The following is a 19159-nucleotide window of genomic DNA, read 5'->3' as shown; positions in this document are numbered from 1 at the left end:
CCGTCGCGCTGTCAGTGGCCCTCGCTACGTTCCTCGCATCGCTGGTCAGCAGGTGATCAGAGCGACGTCCCCGGGTGGGAGGAGCACGGCTGTGGCATGGGTGGAGACGGGCGCGGGAGGGTACCGCGTCACGCTCGACGGGGAGGGCAAGGTGGTGTGCCGCAACGCGGCGGGCCGCGAGCTCAAGTCCCTGCCGTCGAAGCTCGGTGACGACCCTGTGGTCGCCCAGCTCAAGCAGCTCGCCGAGTGGCTGGCCGCGCACGAGCGGCGCTGCCAGGAGGACGTCGAGCGGTGGATGGTGCGCTCGCTGCCGGTGCCGGCCGCCGTGATCACCGCCGTCTGGCCGGACGAGGCCTGGCAGGCCGTCCTGCGCGACCTCGTGGTCACCGGCCCCGACGGCGCCGTCGCCGGCTTCCTGCGCGGAGCGGACCCGGAGCGCGGCCTCGGCCTGGTCGACCTGGACGGCGACACCGTGCGCCTCACCGACGGCGAGGTCCTGATACCCCACCCCGTGCTGCTCCAGGACCTCGACGAGCTGCGCGAGTTCGCCGTCGAACTCGGCGTCTCCCAGCGCGTCCAGCAGCTCTACCGCGAGGTCTGGCACCGGCCCGAAGAGCCGTCGGCCGGCACCGAGGTCACGACCTACGCCGGCGGCCGCTACCGCGAACTGCGCGAACTGGTCGGCCGCTGCAACCGGCTCGGGTGCCGGGTCCGCGGCGGCTCCGCCGTGCAGCCGATCACCGAGAACGGCCGGACCGTCGAGGCCCGGGTGTGGGTCGGCGACTACTACGAGTACGACGCCTGCGAGACCGGCGCGCTCAGCTGGGCGCGCCCCGACGGCCGGGCCCTGCCGCTCGCCGAGGTCGGACCGGTGGCCTGGTCCGAGGGCATGCGGATGGCCGCCGCCCTGTACGCGGGCCGCACGATCGAAGGGGAGGAAGCCGCATGACCACCACCGTCCCGAACCAGGACACCGCCACGCCCGAGGCCCTGCTCGACGCCGGCGCCGTGCTCCCGTCCGGCACCCTGCCCGGCGCCGGCCGCCCCGGCAGCTCCGCCGACGTGCTGACCGCCCGCGGCTACGCCCACCCCGCCCTGGAGGGCCGCCGGATCGTCCGACTGGTCCCCGGCGCGCTCGGCCGGGCCGAGGACCTCGCCCTGGAGTTCCTCGGCCTCGTCCCCGAGGGGGAGCCCGCCGAGGTCGGCCAGGTCCGCCAGGAGGCGCTCGGCTTCCCCGCCTGGGCGCTGGTCCACGACCCGGCCAACGGACACCACGCGCTCGCCCTGGTCAAGGAGCTGGAGCGGCTCGCCCGCCAGGCCAGGTCCAAGCCCGGCGCCGCCAAGGACGGCTTCGACGAACTGGCCACCCGGCTCGGCCGCGCCGTGCCGCACTTCCTTCCCACCTTCTGCGAGGAGGTCGGTCGGATCTTCCTCGCCCACGGCAACCAGAGCTACGCCGCCGCCTGGTTCGGCAAGGCCCGCGAGGCCGAGCGCACCCACAACCTGGCGGTGGACGAGGAGCGGCTGCGCGCCGTCTTCCTGGAGTTCGCCCTGGCCGGCGCGCTCACCGTCAAGTCCCTGCGCCAGTACGTCAAGGAGCTCGCCCAGCGGCTCGATCCGCTGACGGCCTGGCAGCGCTTCCGCCAGCTGTGCACCGAGCGCTCCGCGGCCGGCATGGCCCCCTACGCCGGGGTCGCCGAGGACGCCCGTGCGCTGATCCGGGCCGCCGGGCTGGACCGCGCCGAGCACGAACACGAGCTGCTCGCCGAACTGCTGGACTCCCCGGCGGTGAACCGGGCGCCCGCCGCCTTCTGGAAGTCCTGGCACGGCCCGCTGGTCGCGCTCGGCCGGAAGGACGCCGCCGTCCGGGCCCGTCTGCTGGAGCTGCTGCCCGACCCGGCCGGCTCCGACGCCGCCCCGCACGACGCGGCCTGGCTGGAGGTGCTCGCCGAGACCGGCGCCGAGCAGCTGCTCACCGGCCCGCGCGCGGAGGACGCCGAGCCCGCCGCCGCCTGGCTCCAGCGCTGGTGCCACCACCTGGGCCGCGGCTGGCGCGCCCGGCCCAGCTGCCCCGCCACCATCGCCCTGGCCGGTCGGATGGCCGAGCGGCTGCGCGCCGACGCCGTCCCGGTCGACCTGTTCACCGGCATCCGCGCCAGCCACACCCAACCCGGCCTGCTGGACCTGCTGCTGGCCGCAGGCGTGCCCGTCGCCGACCCGTCGCCCAGGGACCAACCCGACCTGCGCGGCTGGGTCGAGCAGTGCGGCCCCGACAGCACCCGCCTGGCCGCCGTCGCCGCCGACCCGCGCTTCCGTCCGCTGCTGCGCCAGGCCACCCCGCCCGCGTGGGAGACGGCCGTCAAGCGCCAGGTGCCCGCGCTGCGGCTGATGCGCCAGCTGTTCGCCGAGTGGGCCGAGGAGCGCGCCGAGGAACTCGCCGCCGCCCGCGGCCTGGCCGGCGCCGCCGACCTGGTCCGCTCGCTGACCCAGTACCGCACGGCCATCCGCGCGGTCGCCCCGGCCGCCGCCGAGAAGATCGCCGCGCTCGACGTCGCCGGGCTGCTCGCCCGGGCCCTCGGCGCCGGCATCCTGGACGAACTCGGCTGGCCCGCCCTGGAGGAGGCGCTCGCCAAGCTCGCCGACCCGGCCGACCCCAACGACCCCGAGACCGGCGGGCAGAACGACGCCCCCGGCTACCGCACCACCGGCCTGACCGGCCTGATCGTCGAGGACGCCTGGCCGAACCTGATCCTCGCCCGCCTCGACAAGGCCGTGGTGGTCGGCCCCCAGGGCATCGTGCTGGAGCACACCCTGCGCGTGCCCAAGCTGGAGAACTGGAACCGGCCCCGGCTGCGCTTCGTCGACGGTGAACTCCTGGTGGCCTACCACCAGGACGGCAAGCAGGTCGGCTACTGGTCCAGCCGTCCGGACGAGACCGTCGCACTCGGCGGCGAGACCATCGCCGGCTACCGCTACGGCGAACACCAGCCGGCCGCCCCGTCCCTCCCGCTGCCCGGGGGCGGCCGCACCACCGGCGAGCGGCCGCTGCACCCCGGCGACACCCGGCTGCCCGCCGAGCACCGTGTCCTCAGCGACGGCACGGGCTACTGGACGCCGCGCCCGGGCGGGCAGGGCCTCGTCCTGCACGAGTTCGACCCGCTCACCGGCACCCTCGGCCGCGCCGCCGAACCGCCCGTGATCGCCGCCACCGCCGCCGCCGGCCGACTCGCCGACGGAAGCCCCCGACTGCTGCCGTTGCTGCCCGGCCTGGAGCAGACCCCGTTCGGCACCGACGGCACGGTGCTCGGCAGCTGGGTGCGGATCGACCCCGGGCGGGCCGTCACCACCTTCACCGCCGACGGGCAGTGCATCGTCCTGCCGCTGACGGGCAACCGTCGGGTCTACGGCCCGGTTGGCCGACTCGCCCTGCCCGGCGACGCCCGCCCGGTCGTCGTCGACCCGACCGGCGACTCCTTCTCCCTCTGCCTGCCCGATCTCGCCGACAACCACGACCGCACCGCCGACCTGCGCTCCTGCCGCTCCGGCGAGCTCTCGGCCGCCGGCACCGTGCTCGTCCCGCCACACGACCACTGGCACGCCCTGCGGCCCCGCGACGAGGCCGGCTCGCGCGTCCTGCGCACCGTCGACGCCGCGCAGGCCGCCGCACTGATCGACGCCGCCTGGCCCGTCGACGTCCAGCCGGAGCCCGAGGACGAGCGACTCTGGATCACCGTCCAGGGCGTCCGGCGCCAGGTCGCCCAGCACAAGAGCGCTCGCCGCAGCCTGCCCGTCCGGGCGGTCGGCGAGCTACTGCCCGGCATCAGCCACCCGCTGCTGCTGGCCGGCGTCGCCGGGCTCGCCCGCGCCGCCGCCGACCTGCTCGACCGGATCGCCCGGTTCGTCCCGCAGCCCGAGGCCGAGCGCCCGAGCAAGGCGAAGGCCGCCGAGTACCGGCCCGAGCACGGCCGCGACCACGAGCTGCGCGTGGCCGTCGGCACCGTCCTGCCCGGCCTCGGCGGCTTCGGCAACACCTGGGGCTCGACCGACCGCTGGTGGGTGCTCAACAACCTGCGCACCGTCAGCGCCGTCCTCGCCGCCCCGCCCGCCACGAGCGGCGACGGCTGGACGACCCCGACCACCGTCACCCTGCAGGGCGGCGACCTCGGCCACGGCTGGCTGCACCTGCTCGGCCGGCTGGACGTCCTCGCCCACGCCGTGGCCGCGCCGCTCACCGAACCGGCCCACCGCTCCACGCTGGTCCTGCTGCTCGGCGAACTCACCAAGGGCCCGCTCGCCGACCGCGGCGCCACCCTGCGCGAGATCGTCCTCGCCGAGACCGACGAGCGCGCCAAGGCCGCGGCACCGGTGACCTTCCGCCAGGGCGAGGTGCTGCGCCACGGCGACCGCACCGTCGTCATCCTCGGCCACCGCAGCCACACCACCGACGGCACGGTCCGCTGGCTCGCCGTCGACCACGACCCGAGCGGGACGTTCGGCCCCGTCGCCCACTTCACCACCGTCGAGGAGCGCGGCACCGAGGAGCGGGTCAGCGCCGCCTGGGTCGCCAAGTTCTGGCGCGTCGCCGCCCTGCGCCGCACCGTCCCCTGGGACCCTGCACGCGCCGCCGCCTTCGCCGAACTCACCGGTATCGGCGCCGCCCGCGCCACCCTGCTGCTCAGCCCGCCGCCCACCCTCCTCCACTGGGGCAAGACCGCCGTGCCCGCCGAGTACGGCCTCAAGCCCGCCGAGGTCAACGCCGCCCGCGACTGGCTGCGCGGCCACGACCGCGACGCGCTCGCCGACGTCTGGGGCGCCCTGCTGCCCCTCGACGACCCCAAGCGCCTGTGGACCGAGGGCCCCGACCTCGCCGCCGGGGCCAAGGCCTGGATCCGGCACTTCGGACGGCTCGTCACCCTCCCCGAGGAGGACCAGGCCGGCGTCCGGGGCGTTCCCGTCGCCAGCATCGAGGCGGTGCTCAACCCCGCCCACACCCCGTGGCTGACCCGCACCACCACCTTCCGGCTCACCGGTGGCGACCCGGCCACCCGCCTGCTGGAGCCGGAGGACGCATCCGCCGTGCCCGCCGCCGGCGCACTGGGCTCCGCCGTCGAAGCGCTGCGCTGGCTCGCCTACCACCTGCCCGCCGACAGCCCGCTGCGGTCGCTGATGCCCCGGGCCGCCGCCGCGCTGCGCAGCCGCCTGGCCGATCCGGAACTGCTGCTCGACACCGTCCTCGTCCGCACCGGCGAGGACACCTCGCTCGCCGCGGTCCTGCGCACCCACTTCGGCCTGCCCGCCGAGGGCGGCGCCGACCCGGACGGCCTGGTCCGCTGCGGCCCGGCACTCGTCCTCACCCCGTACCAGGCCGAGTTCGAACGGGTCCGGCTGCGCCCGGCCAGCCTCACCGGCCCGGACGACCCGCTGCTCGAACTGCTCGACGGGCTCGCCGGCACCTACTGGTTCCGCACCGAGCGGGCCGCGATCGAGTCCGTCCTGCGCGGAGAGCCGGAGCGGCTGGCCGCCTCCGCCGCCGCAGTGACGGCCGCCACCGACGGACCGTCCTGGCTGCAGAACCCGCAGCTGAGCGTCCCCGAGCTGGTCGCCGAGGCGGCCCGCACCCACGGCCTCGGCGAGGACGCCGCCGCGCTCTACCTCCAACTGCTCGCCCTACCCGACCCGACCGACCGCAACACCGCCCGCTGGACGGGCTGGAAGCCCGCCCGGCTCAAGCGCGCCCGCGCCGAACTCGCCGCCGGAGCACTGGTGCTGGAGGCCAAGCGCGCCCGGGCCGGCCGCAGCCTCTTCCTGCCCGGCGGCTGGCAGGAGGCCAAGGCCCCCGCCCTGCCGGTCGAGACCTGGAAGGCCGCCCTGTACGAACTGCCCACCCACCGGCCGGTGCTACCACGACTGACCGTCCCCGAACTGTTCGCCCGGGCGTGGCAGCGCACCCTCGACGGCGACGCCCCCGGCTACGAAGAGCTCCAGACCAGCAAGCGCAGGAAGGCCCGCCGATGACCGCCACCGAGACCACCACCGGCGACGCCACCACCACCCCCGTACGGCAGATCGTCCCGCCCGAGGAGAAGTACGCCGCCGAACTGGAGTTCCTGGCCGCCCACGACAGCGGCCCGCGCCCGCCCGGCTGGCGCCTGACCCCGCGCGCCGTCGTCACCTTCGTCATGGGCAGCGCCGGCGAGAAGCTCAAGGCCGGGCGCCGCAGCCTGGTCGTCGAGCCGAAGTTCGTCGGCGAGCGCGCCCTGGTCGAACGCTGCGTCGTCACCCTCGCCGGGGAGCGCGGCCTGCTGCTCGTCGGCGAGCCCGGCACCGCCAAGTCCATGCTCTCCGAACTGCTCGCCGCCGCCGTCTGCGGCACCAGCGCGCTCACCGTCCAGGGCACCGCCGGCACCACCGAGGACCAGCTCAAGTACGGCTGGAACTACGCCCTGCTGCTCGCCAAGGGCCCCAGCCGCGATGCCCTCGTCCCCTCCCCGGTGCTCACCGCGATGACCACCGGAGCGGTCGCCCGGGTCGAGGAGGTGACCCGCTGCCTGCCCGAGGTGCAGGACGCCCTGGTCTCCCTGCTCTCCGAACGGCGCGTCGCCGTCCCCGAGTTGGCCGGAAGCCCGGACGCTCAGCTGCACGCCGCCGCGGGCTTCACCCTGATCGCCACGGCCAATCTGCGCGACAAGGGCGTCAGCGAGATGTCCGCCGCCCTCAAACGGCGGTTCAACTTCGAGACGGTCGGCCCGATCGGCAGCCTCGCCGCCGAGGTCGAGCTGGTCCGCCGCCAGTCCACCATCGCCGTCGCCCGGGCCGGCGCCGGCTACGCCGTGGACGACGCCGTCCTGGAGGCCCTGGTCACCGCCTTCCGTGACCTGCGCACCGGCCGCTCCACCGAGGGCTGGGACGTCGAACGCCCCTCCACCGTGATGAGCACCGCCGAAGCCGTCTCCGTCGCCACCGCGCTCGGCGTCACCGCCGCCTACCTGCCCGACGGCGGCGACCTCATCGGCCGCCTGCCCGGCCAACTCCTCGGCGTGGTCCGCAAGGACGACCCGGCCGACGCGGCCCGCCTGCTCGGCTACTGGGACGGCCCGGTCCGCCGCCGCGCCGAACAGGGCGCCGCCACCTGGCGCACCCTGTGGGACCTCCGCTCGGCGCTGGAGGCCTGACGATGACGAGCAGCGCGGGCAAGCCCGCCCCGGACGGCCTCGGCACGGTGGACGCCGGTCCCGACGTCCGGGCCGAGTCGGAGCGGCTGGCCGGCTCCGGCACCGACGGTCCCGGGCCCTACCTGATCGGCGTGCGCCACCACGCGCCCTCCCTCAGCGCGGTCCTCCCCGCGCTGCTCGACGCCGCCCGCCCGGAGGCGGTGCTGGTCGAACTGCCCGCCGAGTTCCAGCCCTGGCTCGACTGGCTGGCCGATGAGGCCACCGAGGCCCCGGTCGCCCTCGCGGCCGCCCCGGCCGACTCCGACGAGTCGGCCGGCCCGGCCTTCTACCCCTTCGCCGACTTCTCCCCGGAGCTCGCCGCCCTGCGCTGGGCCCGGCGCAACGGCGTCGAGGCCATCGCCTGCGACCTGCCGCTCGCCCATCGCGCCGCAGCCCGGAGCGCACGGCCGGCCGGACCGCCCGACGCCTCCGGACCGCCCGACGCCCCCGGGGTGGCCGACGCGTTGCGCCACCGCCTCACCGGCCGGGACTCCGACGAGGACCTGTGGGACCGCCTGGTCGAGACCGCCGCCCCCGGCTCCACCCCCGAGGCCGTCCGGCGCGCCGCCCTGCTGGTCGGCTGGGCGCTGCGGCACGACGTCGAGCACGGCCCCGGCGTCGACCCGTACGACCTGCAGCGTGAGGCCTGGATGCGCGCCCGCATCCGCGCCGCCTCGGCCGACGGGCGCCGGATCGCCGTCGTCGTCGGCGCCTTCCACGCCCCGGCGCTGCTGGACGGGCCGATCGCCCCCGAGCAGCCGCCCGGCCCGGACGAGCCCGGGCACGTCCTGTCCCTGATCCCGTACACCTACCCGCTGCTCGACGCCCGCTCCGGCTACCCGGCCGGTATCCGCGACCCGGAGTGGCAGCACACCGTCCTCGACGCCGGCGGCGACCCGGAGCGCCTCACCGAGGCGCTCACCGCCACCGCCGTCCGGATCTGCGCCGCCCTGCGCACTCAGGACCACCCGTCCGGCCCGGCCGACGCCCGAGAGATCGTCCGCCTCGCCGGCGACCTCGCCCGCCTGCGCGGCCACGCCGCCCCCGGACGCGGCGAACTCGTCGAAGCCGTCCAGACCGTCCTCGCCCAGGGCGAACCCCTCGGCCGCGGCCGGGCCGTCGCCCGCGCCCTCGAACACGTCCTGATCGGCACCCGCACCGGCCGTCCCACCCCCGCCGCCCCGCGCAGCGGACTCGCCCCCGCCGTCGAGACCCTCCTCGCCGAACTCGGCCTCCCCGGCACCACCGACCCCGGCCCGCGCGACCTGCGCCTCGACCCCCTGCGCAGCCCCCTCGACCGCCGCCGCGAGATCCTCCTCCACCGCCTCACCGCCTGCGGCGTCCCCTACGCCGAACCCGTCCCCACCACCGGCCCCGGCGGCACCGAAACCCTCGGCACCCGCTGGCGCCTGCACTGGACCCCCACCACCGCCGCCATGCTCACCGTCGCCGCCACCCGCGGCGTCACCCCCGCCCAAGCCGCCGAAGGCACCCTCCGCACCCGCCTCACCGACGACCCCACCCCCCGCGAGATCATCGACGGCCTCACCGCCGCCGCCTCCTGCGCCCTCCCCACCCTCACCCGAACCCGCCTCACCCAACTCACCACCACCCTCCCCACGTCCGCCACCCTCCCCGACCTCCTCGACGCCCTCACCGTCCTGGACCGCCTCACCGCCGGCCACTTCCCCGGTGCCGCGCCGACTCCCGCACCCCCGACGGACGCCGCCGACCCACCGGAAAGTCGGGCGACTGCCGGCGGCCCGCTGCCGCCGGGCGGCGCTGGAGCTCTGCCGCCCATGGGCCCGGACGCGGTTGACGGGGTGTCGATCGCCACGCTGCCGCCCGGCGCCGTGGGCGGCGCTGGGGACTTGCAGCCTGCCGGCACGTTCGCAGGCCCGCGTCCGGCCGGTGCGGTGTCGGCCGCCCCCGCCGCCCCCGCCGCCCGGCCGACCGGGGCGGCGGCCCGAGCTGACTTCTTCGGGGCCGCCCAGGAGGTGCTGACCGCCGCCGCGGTGCGGCAGTTGGAGGGGATGGGCGGGTCGGACGATGCGGCGGACGCGCGGGCGCTGGTGGAGTTGGCGCGGCGGGCGGATCGGCTCGGTGGGGTGCGGTTGGGCTTCGTGCTGGCCGAACTCGCCGAACGGGGGCGTCCGTTGGTGCGGGGCGCGGCCGGGGCGGTGCGGGTGCTGCTCGGGCAGGAGCCGGCGGAGGTGTTCGGCGGGCGGGCCGCGTCCTGGGTGGACGGGGCGACCGACGCGCGGGCGCGGCAGGTGCTCGGGCGGGCGCTGGCCGGGGCGCTGACCGCCGCAGAAGGGCTGTTCGACAGCGCGCCCGAGGCGCTGGAGCCCGTGCTGGAGCGGGTCGGCTCGCTGCCGGACGCCGCGTTCCTGGACCGGTTGCCCGCACTGCGCGCAGGCTTCGACACACTCAGCCCGGCCGCCCGCGACCGGCTGCTGGCCCTGGTCGAGGAGCGCCTCGGCACCCGGCTGGCCGCCCTGCCCGAGCAGACCGAGCCCGCCCTGCTGGCACGGTGGGTCCGTGCGGACCTGGCCGCCCGCCAGGTGCTCGCCGATCGCGGCCTGCTGCCATCCGATCCCCGGCACACCGAGCCGGAGCCGGCCCCGGTCCGCACCGGACGGCCGCCGCACCCCGCGCACGCCCTCGCCCCCGCCGAGCGCTGGCGTCTGCTGCTCGGCCGACCCGGAAACGGAGGCCTCAGCGGCCGCTGTGCCCGACTCGCCGCCGCGCTGGACGAGTTGTACGGCAGCGGGCACGGTGAGGGTTCCGGTCCGGGCCTGGACGGCAGGAGCGGCAGAGGAGGTGGCCGCGAGCCGTCGTTCCCCGGGGTCCGCGAGTGGGCGGAGGAACTGGAGGCACTGTTCGGCCCGGGCGTACGGGAGGAGGTGCTGGCGGCCGCCGTCGTCCACGGCCGGACCGACGTCCTGGAGGCGATCGACCCGTCCGCGGTCCGCCCGTCCGTCGAGCTGCTGCGCACCGTGCTGGACCACGCGGGGGGCCTGCCCGAGGCGCGGGTGGCGCGGCTGCGCCCGCTGGTGCGGCGCCTGGTGGACGAGTTGAGCCGGGAGTTGGCGACGAGGCTGCGCCCGGCGCTGACCGGGATCAGCGTGCCGCGCCCGTCCCGGCGCCCAGGCGGCGGGCTGGACCTCGACCGGACCATCCGGGCCAACCTCGCCACCGCCCGTCCCGCGCCGGACGGCGTCGGCACCCTGATCGTGCCCGAGCGCCCGGTGTTCCGCACCAGGGCGCGGCAGGCCAACGACTGGCGGCTGATCCTGGTGGTGGACGTCTCGGGGTCGATGGAGGCCTCCACGGTCTGGGCGGCGCTGACGGCCGCGATCCTGGCTGGGGTGCCTTCGTTGAGCACCCATTTCGTCGCCTTCTCCACCGAGGTCCTCGACCTCACGGAGCGAGTGGCGGATCCGCTGAGCCTGCTGCTGGAGGTGCGGGTCGGCGGCGGTACCAGCATCGCGACCGGGCTCCGGTACGCGCGGGAGCTGGTGACGGTGCCGTCCCGGACGCTGGTCGCGGTGGTCAGCGACTTCGAGGAGGGCGGCCCGGTCACCGGGCTGCTCGCGCAGGCCCGGGCGCTGGTGGATTCCGGCGTGCACCTGGTCGGCTGCGCGGCGCTGGACGACACCGGGACGGCCCGATACTCCAAGGCGGTCGCGGGCCAACTGGTCGCGGCCGGAATGCCCGTGGCGGCACTGAGTCCGCTGGAACTGGCCCGCTGGGTGGGGGAGAAGGTGCGATGAGCGCGACGACGCGTGGGGACGACTGGCCGGGTGTCCGGCCCGAGGTGGTCGCCGAGGTGGTGGCCGGGCTGAGCGCCCGGCTGCAGAAGCGGCTGGACGGGGCGGCGGCGAAGCTGGCGCAGCGGCCGGTCACCCGCAACGGCGAGGAGTGGCGGGTGCAGGTCGACGAGGAGTCCCTGCTCGTCCTGCGCGCCCCAGGTGGGGTGGTGGCCGACCCGGCCGACGTCCACTGCGGCTGTCTGCTCGCCCCGGCCTGCGTCCACCGGGCCGCCGCGGTCACCCTCTGCCCGATCGTCGACGCCTCCGAACCGCCTGTGGCGCCCGACGCGCCCGAGGGAACCGAACCAGCCAAGGGAATCGAACCGGCCAAGGGAATCGAACCGGCCAAGGCGTCCGAACCAGCCGAGGCGACCGAAGCCCCGGAGGCGCCCGACGCCGCAACACCCGCCCCCACCCCCCTCACCCCGTCCGACCGCGCCGCCGCCCGCCACCTCCACCGGGCCGCCTGTGCCGTCCTGGCCGCCGGGGTGAGCGGGGCGGGCGCCGTCTCCCAGGCCGAGCTGCTGCGTGCCGCCCACCGTGCGCGGCTGGCGGCGCTGTACCGTCCGGCCGCGGCGGCGGTCGCCGTGGTGACCCGGATCCGGGCGGCGCGTTCCGGCGCTCCCGACCACCGGCTGGCCGACCTGGTCGCCGCCCTGCGCGACCTGCTCGACCTCACCACCGCTCTGACCACCACCACCGGCTCCACCCCCGAACTGCGCGGCACCGCCCGTCAGGCCTACGCCGAGGAGGGCGGCCTGCGGCTGTACGGGCTGTTCGCCGAACCGGTGCTGACCGCCACCCACGCGGGCGTGGTCAGCTGGGCGGTGGACGCCGACGGCCGGCTGAGCACGGTCGCCGACGTGACGCCGCACGGCGACGCGGTGGCCGCCGCCCCGCTGGCGGTCGGGGCGGGCAACCGGACGGTCCGGCTGGGCGATGCCGCGCTCAGCCACCGCGAGTTCAGCCGCGCCGGGCTGGCCGTCCAGGGTGCGACCAGGTCCGCCACCGGGCGGCTGGGCGCCGGGGCCTCGGTCCGCGCGGTCCGCGCGGTGGGTACGGACTGGACGGCGCCGCCGGCGGCCCGGCTCTGGTCCGATGAGCCGGCTGCCCAGGTGGCGCGGGCCCTCGCGGCGCAGGAGCTGCCGTACGAAAGCCGCCCGGCCGGGAGCGATCTGCTGTTCCTGGACGTCAACCTGCTGGGCGCTGCCCCCAACGGGCCGGGCGGGGAACCCCGGTTGCTCGCCCGGTGCGGCGCCGGCGGTCTGGACGGCGGTCTGGACAACGGCCTGGTCATCGCCCTGCGCGCGGGCCACGAGCACCCCGAGCTGGCCTTCCGGGCCAACCTCGCCCTGCTCGGCACCGCCCCCGGCCTGCGGCTGCGGGTGATCGGCCGGCTGGAGCGCGCGGACCGGCCGGAGTTGCGCCTGCTCGCGATCGGTACGGCTCCGGACGCCCCCGACCCGCTCGCCCTCACCGCCGACCGCGCGGGCCGGGTCAACCTGGGCCTGGAGCGCCTCCAGACCGCGGACCTCCCGGCAGGCCCCGCGACCGGCCCCACGACGGCACCGGCCTCGCCCCCGGAGGGTCTGCCCGTGCACGTGCTGGGCCGCCGGGTGGAGCAGACGGTCACCACCGGTCGGCACGCCCTGGTCCCGAGCACGGCCACGGCGACGGCCGACCGGAGCCTGCTGCGGGCCGCCGGACTGGCCACCGCCGCCCAGCTCCTGGACGGCCTCCGGGCGGCCGCGGCGAATCAGCAGCGCGATGTGTTCGGCCGGATCGTCCAGGACGACCACGACGCCTTCGCCGCCGCCTGGTTGGCGGCCGCCGCCTACACCGAGGCGTTGGCCGCCGCGCTCTGCTCGGCGGCCTGGGCACCTGAGGAGGCGGTCACCGGAAAGGCATAAGTCGAAGTAGTTGCAGAGACAGATAGTCGGCGCCGACTGTCATACTTGTCGCAGAGGAGACGCAACGGGACGTACGGGCGAACGCGAAGGGAAGGCGAGCCATGGGGATCCGCGATGACGCCGCCGAGGTCCGGGCCAGTGGCTGGCGCACGCTCGCCGCACTGCACGGGCTGATCGACACCGCTCTGGAGAAGGCGCTCCAGGCCGAGCACCAGCTCTCGGTGGTCGAGTACACCGTGCTGGAGGCCCTGTCCCGGCAGGACGGCTGGCACATGCGGATGCAGCAGCTGGCCCGCGCGGCGGCGCTGAGCAGCAGCGCGACCACCCGCCTGGTCTCCCGCCTGGAGGACCGCGGCCTGCTCAGCCGCTACCTCTGTGCGGACGACCGCCGGGGCATCTACACCGAGTTGACGCCGGAGGGTCGCGCCCTGCTGGAGGCCGCCCGCCCGGTGCACGACGCCACCCTGGAGGCGACCCTGGCCCAGGCCGCCGACGTCCCCGAACTGGCCACGCTGGTCGACGCGCTCACCTACCTCAAGCTCACCCCGGCGAAGGCCTGACGGCGCGGAGGCCTGACGGCGAAAGCCTCGCGGTGGAGGCCTCGCGGTGGAGACCCGGCAGCGGGCAGGCGGCCGACGGTAGGCGTCAATTGCCGAGCGCCGAGCGTCAATTGCCGAGCGTCAAACGGTGAGTCGCTCCTACCGCCGCCCGGCCGCCAGCGCGTCCCGGTGCACCCGGTCGAGCAGGGCGAGCAGCAGCTCCTTGCTGGAGGCCCGCTCCCGGACGTCGCACAGCACCACCGGCACCTCCGGCCCGAGGTCGAGGGCGCGGCGGACGTCCTCCGGGCTGGCGTCGCGCCGGCCGTGGAAGCAGTTGACTCCGATCGCGAACGGGATGCCCCGCTGCTCGAAGAAGTCCACGGCGGCGAAGCTGGATTCGAGCCGTCGGGTGTCCGCGAGGACGATCGCCCCGAGGGCGCCGAGCGCGAGGTCGTCCCACATGAACCAGAACCGGAACTGCCCCGGCGTGCCGAAGAGGTAGAGCACCAGGTCCTCGCGGACGGTGATCCGCCCGAAGTCCATCGCCACCGTGGTGGTGGACTTGTCCTGGACGCCTTCGAGGCTGTCGATCCCGATGCTGGCGCGGGTCATCCGCTCCTCGGTCTGCAGCGGTTCGATCTCGCTGACCGAGCCGACCATGGTGGTCTTCCCGACGCCGAAGCCGCCGGCGACGAGGATCTTGACCGCGCCCGGCACCAGGCTCTGGGTCGTCAATTCGGGTCTCCTGGATGGGAACTGGGTGGTGCGAGGAGGGCGGGCCGACCGGTCAGAGCCGGCGGACGCCCTCGATCACGGCCTGGATCAGCGAGATGTCCGGCGCCTCGGCGAGCTGGACCGGTGCCCGGGTGAGGATCAGCCGGGCCTCCGCCAGGTCGTCCAGCAGCACCTTGACCACGCTCACCGGCAGGTCCAGGGTGGCCGCGATCTCGGCCACGGCCAGCGGGCGTTCGCGGCACAGATCGAGGATCGCGGCCGGTTCGGGTGTTAACCGGGTGGTGTCGGTGCGAGGGTCGGCGGTGACCACCAGGGTGATCAGGGCGAAGCCGTCACGGACCGGGCCGGTGCGCCCGTTGGTGATCGCGTAGGGACGGACCAGGTGGCCGGCGTCCTTGTCGTAGAACCAGCCCTCGTCGGCGTCGGCGGTGGTCACGCACCGCCACCCGCGCCGACCTGGCCGGCGTCGCTGCGCGGCGCCGCGGTGAGGTACTGGCCGACCTGCTTGACCAGCATGTTGATCTCGTAGGCCATCAGCCCGGCGTCCACCTGCTCGCTGGTGAGGACGGCGAGCCGGGCGCCCTGTCCGGCGGTGGTGACGAACAGGAACAGCTGGTCCATCTCGACCACGGTCTGCCGGACCCGGCCGCCGTTGAAGCGGTGCCCGGCGCCGCGGGCGAGGCTCTGCAGGCCGGAGGCGACGGCGGACAGGTGCTCGGCGTCGGCCCGGTCGAGGCCCTGGGACATGCCGACCAGCAGGCCGTCCTCGGAGAGGACGATGGCGTGCCGGGTCTCGGGTACCCGCGCCACCAGCTGGTCCAGCAGCCAGTTGAGGTCGCGCTGGGTGTCGGTGTGCTGCGTCATCACTGCTGTTCCTTGGCTTCCTGAACGGCGGAGGCTTCCGCAGGGGCTTCCCCGGGGGCGGAAGGTGCGGCCGGGTTGGGGGCTGTGGCGGGCGCGTCCGGTTCGGTACCGGCCGCGCGGGCGCTGCGGGTGCCGCGCTGGATGGCGGCCATGGTGGCGCGCGAGCGTGCCGGCGAGAGTTCGTCGGCCTCGCCGGCGTCGTACCGGGGGCCGGTCGGGGCGGCGTGCCCCCCGTACGGCTGAGTCGGCGCGGCGGACGGCATCGAGGGCGTCGAGGGCATTGACGGATGGGACGGCGCCGACGGCATCGACGCCACCGGCAGCATCATCGCGCCCGGCGCGTTGGCCTCGCGGAGCTGCTCGGCGAGGCTGGCGTTGCGGACCCGCTGCGGCAGGACCCGCGGGGTGCGCAGTTCGCCGTCCGGGCCGTGCTCCACGTGGTCCTCCTGCGGGCGTTCGTGGGTGGGCGCCGAGGGGTCGGCGGTGACTCCGTCGAACCCGGCCGCCGGGTCCACGAGCGGTCCGTCCGTACGGCCAGAAGCAAGGCCGGAAGCAAGGCCGGACGCAAGGTCGGAGCCGACGCCCGAACCGAGGCCGGAGTCGCTGTCCGAACCGTGGCCCGAACCGAGGCCCGGACCGTGACCGGAGGCGACGCCCGACGGGAGGCCGCCAGCGAACTCCGAGGGATCGGTCGGCAGGGCGTACGGCCGGGGCAGCGTGGGCCGGGACACGACCACGGCACCGGGCAGCCCGGGGATCTCGGCCCCCACCGGCAGCCCACCGCTGGAGGGGGCGGCGTCACCCTCCCCGTCCTGCCGCGCGAGCAGCTCACCGATGATCACACCGCCGTCCGGCTCCCCGGGGGCGGCGGGCGCCTCGGGCACGGAAGGACCGGAAGGAGAAGGACCGGAAGGACCGGAGGGAGCGGAGGGCGCGGAAGGAGCCGCAGGCCCCTCGCCCAGCAGTCCGCTCAGCACCCCCGCCAGCGCGCCCGACAGCTGCTCGTCGACCTCCCCGAGGTCGCCGTCGGCCGCCGGCCGCTGCTCCGGCACCGGCGTACGGGTGACCCGTGCGCCGGAGGGCAGCCCGGGTACCGCGGCCGGCTGCCCGGCCTGCCCCAGCAGGACCGAGGGCACCAGCACCACGGCCCGGGTGCCGCCGTACGGCGAGGGCCGCAGGGTGACCTGGATGTCGTGCCGGGCGGCCAGCCGCGCGACGACGAACAGGCCGAGCCGCAGGTCGTCGCCGAGCGCGGAGACGTCCAGCTCGGGCGGGTTGGCCAGGTACTCGTTGAGCCGCTCGTACTCCTCCTCGGTCATGCCGAGGCCGCGGTCCTCGACCTCGACCGCCAAGCCCTTGGGGACCTCCTGCGCGGAGACCTGCACCTGGGTGTACGGCGGGGAGAAGGTGGTGCCGTTCTCGATCAGCTCGGCGACCAAGTGGATCACGTCGGCGACGGCCTGCCCGCTGAGCGAGGCCCGGGGCACGCCCTGGACGACCACGCGGGCGTAGTTCTCGGTCTCGGAGACGGCGCTGCGCAGCACGTTGACCATGGGCACGGCGTTGCGCCAGCGCCGGGCGGGCAGCGCGCCGCCGAGGATGACCAGGTTCTCGGCGTTGCGCCGCATCCGGGTGGCCAGGTGGTCGACGGCGAACAGTTCGCGCAGCAGCTCGGGTTCCTCGTGCTCGCGCTCCAGGGCGTCGAGCATGCTGATCTGCCGGTGGATCAGGATCTGGGTGCGGCGGGCGATGTTGAGGAAGACCTTCTTCGTCCCCTCGCGGCCCTGGGCCTGGTGGACGATGGCCGCGACGGCGGCCTGCCGGACGGCGGCCAGGCCGTCCGAGGTCTGCTGGACCTCGTCGCCGATCCGCCGGGAGGGCGTCCAGGTGGGCGGGGTGGGGACGGTCTCCCCGGCGCGCAGCCGCCCGACCACGTCGGGGATCTCCTGCTGGGCGATCGCGAGGGTGTCGGCCCGCAGTCCGGCCAGTCGGGCGGACAGCGCCCGGGCGGCCCGGATCCCGCGGATCAGGCTGATCAGCAGGACCACGGCGACGACGACGGTGCCGGCCAGCAGCGCGGTGCGGTGGCCGGCGTCGCGTAGCAGGTAGGCGGCGTAGCCCCAGGCGACGGCGAGGCTCAGGCTGGGGACCAGCACGAGGGCGAGGAGTGAGCTGCGGAGGGAGCCGGACCGGCCGGCGCGGTGGCCCGTGCGGGGGGCCGATATGCCTGGCATCTGATTCCTTGTTGCAGGGCCGAGTTGCAGGCCGGGTCGCGGGTCCGAGGGCGTGGTCGGCCCGTGCGGCCCGGGCGGGCTTCAGGGCGCCGAGGCCGGAGTTGCCGGACGGGGTGACGCGGTGTCACCGTCCGGGCGGGGTGCAGCCAAGGCCGCCGACGGCAGGAAACCTATCAGCCCCAGGTGCCCTTATCGCAACATCAACTGACGATATGAGAACGGCCGATGGCCGTGGAGCCCGCTCCCGCTCAGGGCGTTCGCTGACGGAACGTCGCAGGTCGGCTCGGTGGCAGTGAAGCGGGAACGGCTCTCCGGGAGGGCGGGGTGTGTCTCTCGGAGAGCCGTCAGGAACAGGTCAAAGAGTCGTCGTGCTGAAGGTTCGCCACCATCCGGGCAGCGGTTTCCGGCCTGCCGCCCGGGGCGGGCACACGTCCCGGCCCCGGGCCGGCCGCAGCTCGCGGCCGGCCCGGTCGACCGCCGTGGGTCAGCTCGCCATGGAGATCGGGACCACCCGGGCGCCCCGCGGGCGCTGCGGCTTCGCCTCGGCCTCCACCTGGTTGAGCTCGGTCCACGCCCAGCTCGCCACGTCGGCCAGTTCGGCCGACCACTGCCTGCCGTACGTACCCGAAGCCACCTGGCCCAGCCGCAGCTTCTGCACGTCCGAGGTGCCGGCCGGGGCGTAGATGTGGGTGGCGTCCCGCAGGTAGCGGATGATGTGGTGCTCCTCCTGGGTGCCGCGGGCGGCGAAGATCTCCATCGCCTGGCGCGCCGAGTCCATCGCGTACTCGGTGTTGACGAGCTTGGCGTTCATCAGCTCGGCGTCGCAGGCCTGGCCGCGGTCCAGCAGGTGCGAGGCGTGGTAGGCGGCGAGCTTGGCCGTCATCAGCCGGGACTGCATCTCGCCCAGCTTCAGCGCGACGCTGTTCAACTGGTTGAGCGGCTTGCCGTACAGCACCCGCTCCTCGGCGTAGCGCACGGTGTCCTCGACGACGGCGACGTGGATGCCCAGTGCGACGGCGCCCAGGTTCAGCCGGCCGTAGAGGGTGGAGGAGGAGTAGGCGACGTCGAGGCCGAGCCCTTCCTCGCCCAGCCGGTTGGCCGCCGGGATGCGGCAGTCCTCGAAGACCAGCTCGCCGAAGCTGAAGCCGTGCAGACCGCCCTGGGTGCCGATCGCCCCGGCGCGGAAGCCGGGCCGGTCGCTCTCGACCAGGAAGGCGGACAGGCCCCTGCTGCCCTTGCCCGTACGGAAGACCACGCCGTGCACGTCGCCGATGTGCGAGTTGCCGACGAACACCTTCCGGCCGTTGAGCACGTACTCGTTGCCCTCGCGGCGGGCGGTGCCGGCCATGCCGAGCACGTGGCCACCGGACTCCGGCTCGGTCACCGCGATGGTCGGCAGGCACTCCCCGGAGGCGAACTTCGGCAGCCAGAAACGCCGTTGGGCGTTCGAGCCGAAGTGGATGACCTTGGCGACGCCGAGCTGGGAGGCCTGCGCCATCGCGCCCATCGCGCCGCTGACCCTGGCCAGCTCCTCCACGATGATGGTCTTGGCGAGGTGCCCCAGCCCCAGGCCGCCGAACTCGCGGGGGATGGTGACACCGATCCAGCCGCGACGGGCGATCTCGCGGGAGAGCTCGAACTCGACGTCCCGGTCGGCCTCCATCCTGGCCACCTCGGGACGCACCTCCTTCTCCGCGAACTCACGGACCTCCGCCCGGAGGCTCTCGTGCCGCTCATCGGTGAAGTAGTCCATCGCCATGCTCTGGTCCTCTCGTTGCGGTGGGTGTCGTGCCTCCGTTCGCGCCGTCGATTCCGCTGCGACCATTCCCCCGGCGGGATCACGGGAACTAC

The 19159-nt window shown here is 75.5% G+C and carries 11 protein-coding genes; 6 read left to right on the top strand and 5 right to left on the bottom strand.

The annotated features are described in order from the left end of the window. Positions 1 to 91: 91 nt before the first annotated feature. The 6 genes from ACFVWU_RS02385 to ACFVWU_RS02360 all read left to right on the top strand — a co-directional run bounded on the left by ACFVWU_RS02385 (position 92) and on the right by ACFVWU_RS02360 (position 13496). A complete protein-coding gene (locus ACFVWU_RS02385) occupies positions 92 to 949 on the top strand; it encodes a DUF4132 domain-containing protein (RefSeq protein ID WP_387614343.1) in 858 nt (285 codons plus the stop codon). Beyond that, on the top strand, positions 946 to 6015 hold the full coding sequence (locus tag ACFVWU_RS02380) for a hypothetical protein (protein WP_387614340.1): 5070 nt from the start codon (positions 946 to 948) through the stop codon (positions 6013 to 6015). The genes ACFVWU_RS02385 and ACFVWU_RS02380 overlap by 4 nt, the downstream gene beginning before the upstream one ends. After that, complete coding sequence (locus ACFVWU_RS02375; RefSeq protein ID WP_387614338.1) at positions 6012 to 7172, top strand: AAA family ATPase; 1161 nt, start codon at positions 6012 to 6014, stop codon at positions 7170 to 7172. Before ACFVWU_RS02380 ends, ACFVWU_RS02375 begins: the two co-directional genes overlap by 4 nt. Positions 7173 to 7174: 2 nt before the next feature. Beyond that, positions 7175 to 10987, top strand: a complete 3813-nt coding sequence (locus ACFVWU_RS02370) for a DUF5682 family protein (protein WP_387614335.1) — start codon at positions 7175 to 7177, stop codon at positions 10985 to 10987. After that, positions 10984 to 12936, top strand: a complete 1953-nt coding sequence (locus ACFVWU_RS02365) for a hypothetical protein (RefSeq protein ID WP_387614333.1) — start codon at positions 10984 to 10986, stop codon at positions 12934 to 12936. Before ACFVWU_RS02370 ends, ACFVWU_RS02365 begins: the two co-directional genes overlap by 4 nt. Positions 12937 to 13037: 101 nt before the next feature. Further along, positions 13038 to 13496: a MarR family winged helix-turn-helix transcriptional regulator gene (locus tag ACFVWU_RS02360; RefSeq protein ID WP_387614330.1), complete on the top strand. Its 459-nt coding sequence runs from the start codon at positions 13038 to 13040 to the stop codon at positions 13494 to 13496. Between the two features lie 138 nt (positions 13497 to 13634). Here the strand turns inward: ACFVWU_RS02360 and ACFVWU_RS02355 are convergent, their stop codons facing one another. The 5 genes from ACFVWU_RS02355 to ACFVWU_RS02335 form a co-directional block, all read right to left on the bottom strand. Beyond that, the gene (locus ACFVWU_RS02355; protein WP_380609561.1) at positions 13635 to 14210 is read right to left on the bottom strand and encodes an ATP/GTP-binding protein; all 576 of its coding nucleotides are present in this window, start codon (positions 14208 to 14210) and stop codon (positions 13635 to 13637) included. 52 nt (positions 14211 to 14262) lie between these two features. Then, the gene (locus tag ACFVWU_RS02350) at positions 14263 to 14646 is read right to left on the bottom strand and encodes a DUF742 domain-containing protein (RefSeq protein WP_380609560.1); all 384 of its coding nucleotides are present in this window, start codon (positions 14644 to 14646) and stop codon (positions 14263 to 14265) included. Next, on the bottom strand, positions 14643 to 15074 hold the full coding sequence (locus ACFVWU_RS02345; RefSeq protein ID WP_355670497.1) for a roadblock/LC7 domain-containing protein: 432 nt from the start codon (positions 15072 to 15074) through the stop codon (positions 14643 to 14645). The genes ACFVWU_RS02350 and ACFVWU_RS02345 overlap by 4 nt, the downstream gene beginning before the upstream one ends. Continuing rightward, a complete protein-coding gene (locus ACFVWU_RS02340; RefSeq protein WP_387614325.1) occupies positions 15074 to 17308 on the bottom strand; it encodes an ATP-binding protein in 2235 nt (744 codons plus the stop codon). Before ACFVWU_RS02340 ends, ACFVWU_RS02345 begins: the two co-directional genes overlap by 1 nt. A 484-nt stretch (positions 17309 to 17792) precedes the next feature. Further along, a complete protein-coding gene (locus ACFVWU_RS02335) occupies positions 17793 to 19067 on the bottom strand; it encodes an acyl-CoA dehydrogenase family protein (RefSeq protein WP_387614322.1) in 1275 nt (424 codons plus the stop codon). Positions 19068 to 19159: the final 92 nt, after the last annotated feature.

The sequence above is a fragment of the Kitasatospora sp. NPDC058190 genome (genome assembly GCF_042883685.1).
Taxonomy (GTDB): domain Bacteria; phylum Actinomycetota; class Actinomycetes; order Streptomycetales; family Streptomycetaceae; genus Kitasatospora.
Note: the sequence above shows the minus strand (reverse complement) of the source record. Positions and strands in the feature narration are given on the sequence as shown.